The sequence below is a fragment of the Enterorhabdus sp. P55 genome (assembly GCF_009911695.1).
GTDB lineage: Bacteria > Actinomycetota > Coriobacteriia > Coriobacteriales > Eggerthellaceae > Enterorhabdus.
Genome location: NZ_QWKK01000257.1, coordinates 1 through 791 on the forward strand (window position 1 = coordinate 1; position 791 = coordinate 791).

The following is a 791-nucleotide window of genomic DNA, read 5'->3' on the forward strand; positions in this document are numbered from 1 at the left end:
CCCCGCGTCGCGCGCAGGCCTCTGCTGCGAGCCGCGCCACGCCGGCCGCCGGCATCCCGGCACCGCCCGGGCGGCGCACGGCTCGCCGCCGGCCGCGGGGGTGCTTTCCCCGCTCGGCAGAGGCGGGTACAATGGGCGCTCGTCTTCCGCATCCTGACGCTTCTGCGGTCCCTGATTGAAAGGATCTCCCATGAACTACGATCGCCTGGTCGTCGACCCCTCTGCCCGCATCGCCCGCAACGCCGTGGTCATCGGCGACGTCACGCTGGGCGCCGACTGCACGGTGCTGTTCAACGCCACCCTGCGCGGCGACTGTCGTGGGCGCATCGTCGTGGGCGAGCGCACTAACATCCAGGAGCTCGCCTGCATCCACGTGCCGCTCGACGGCGACACCGTGGTGGGCAGCGGCGTGTCGGTGGGGCATGGCGCCATCCTGCACGGCTGCGTCATCGGCGACGGGACGCTCGTGGGCATGGGCGCCACGGTGCTCGACGGCGCGCGGGTGGGGCGGCGCTGCCTCATCGGCGCCGGCGCGCTCGTGACCGGCAGTGCCGACATCCCCGACGGGATGCTCGTGGTGGGCAGCCCCGCCAAGGCCAAGCGCCCCCTCACCGACGAGGAGCTGGCCGGCCTGGCGGAGAACGCCGCCGAGTACGTGGCCATCGGTCGCGAGCTGGTGGCCCAAGGGCTGCTGGCCGAGGGCGCCGCGCCCAACGCGTCCTGCTAGGCGTGGCGCGTCCGGCCGGCCCCGGGGCCGCGCTCGCCCCTGCGCCCAGCCGCGCCGCTCGGCG

1 protein-coding gene is annotated in these 791 nt (G+C 75.1%); it reads left to right on the forward strand.

All coding sequences use genetic code 11. The annotated features are described in order from the left end of the window. Nucleotides 1–190 precede the first annotated feature (190 nt). The gene (locus D1643_RS11145) at nt 191–727 is read left to right on the forward strand and encodes a gamma carbonic anhydrase family protein (RefSeq protein ID WP_160710660.1); all 537 of its coding nucleotides are present in this window, start codon (nt 191–193) and stop codon (nt 725–727) included. Nucleotides 728–791 lie beyond the last annotated feature (64 nt).

Coding starts and splice junctions, on each gene's coding strand:
- D1643_RS11145 (WP_160710660.1), top strand. CDS start 191: ATGAACTACGATCGCCTGGTCGTCGACCCCTCTGCCCGCATCGCCCGC.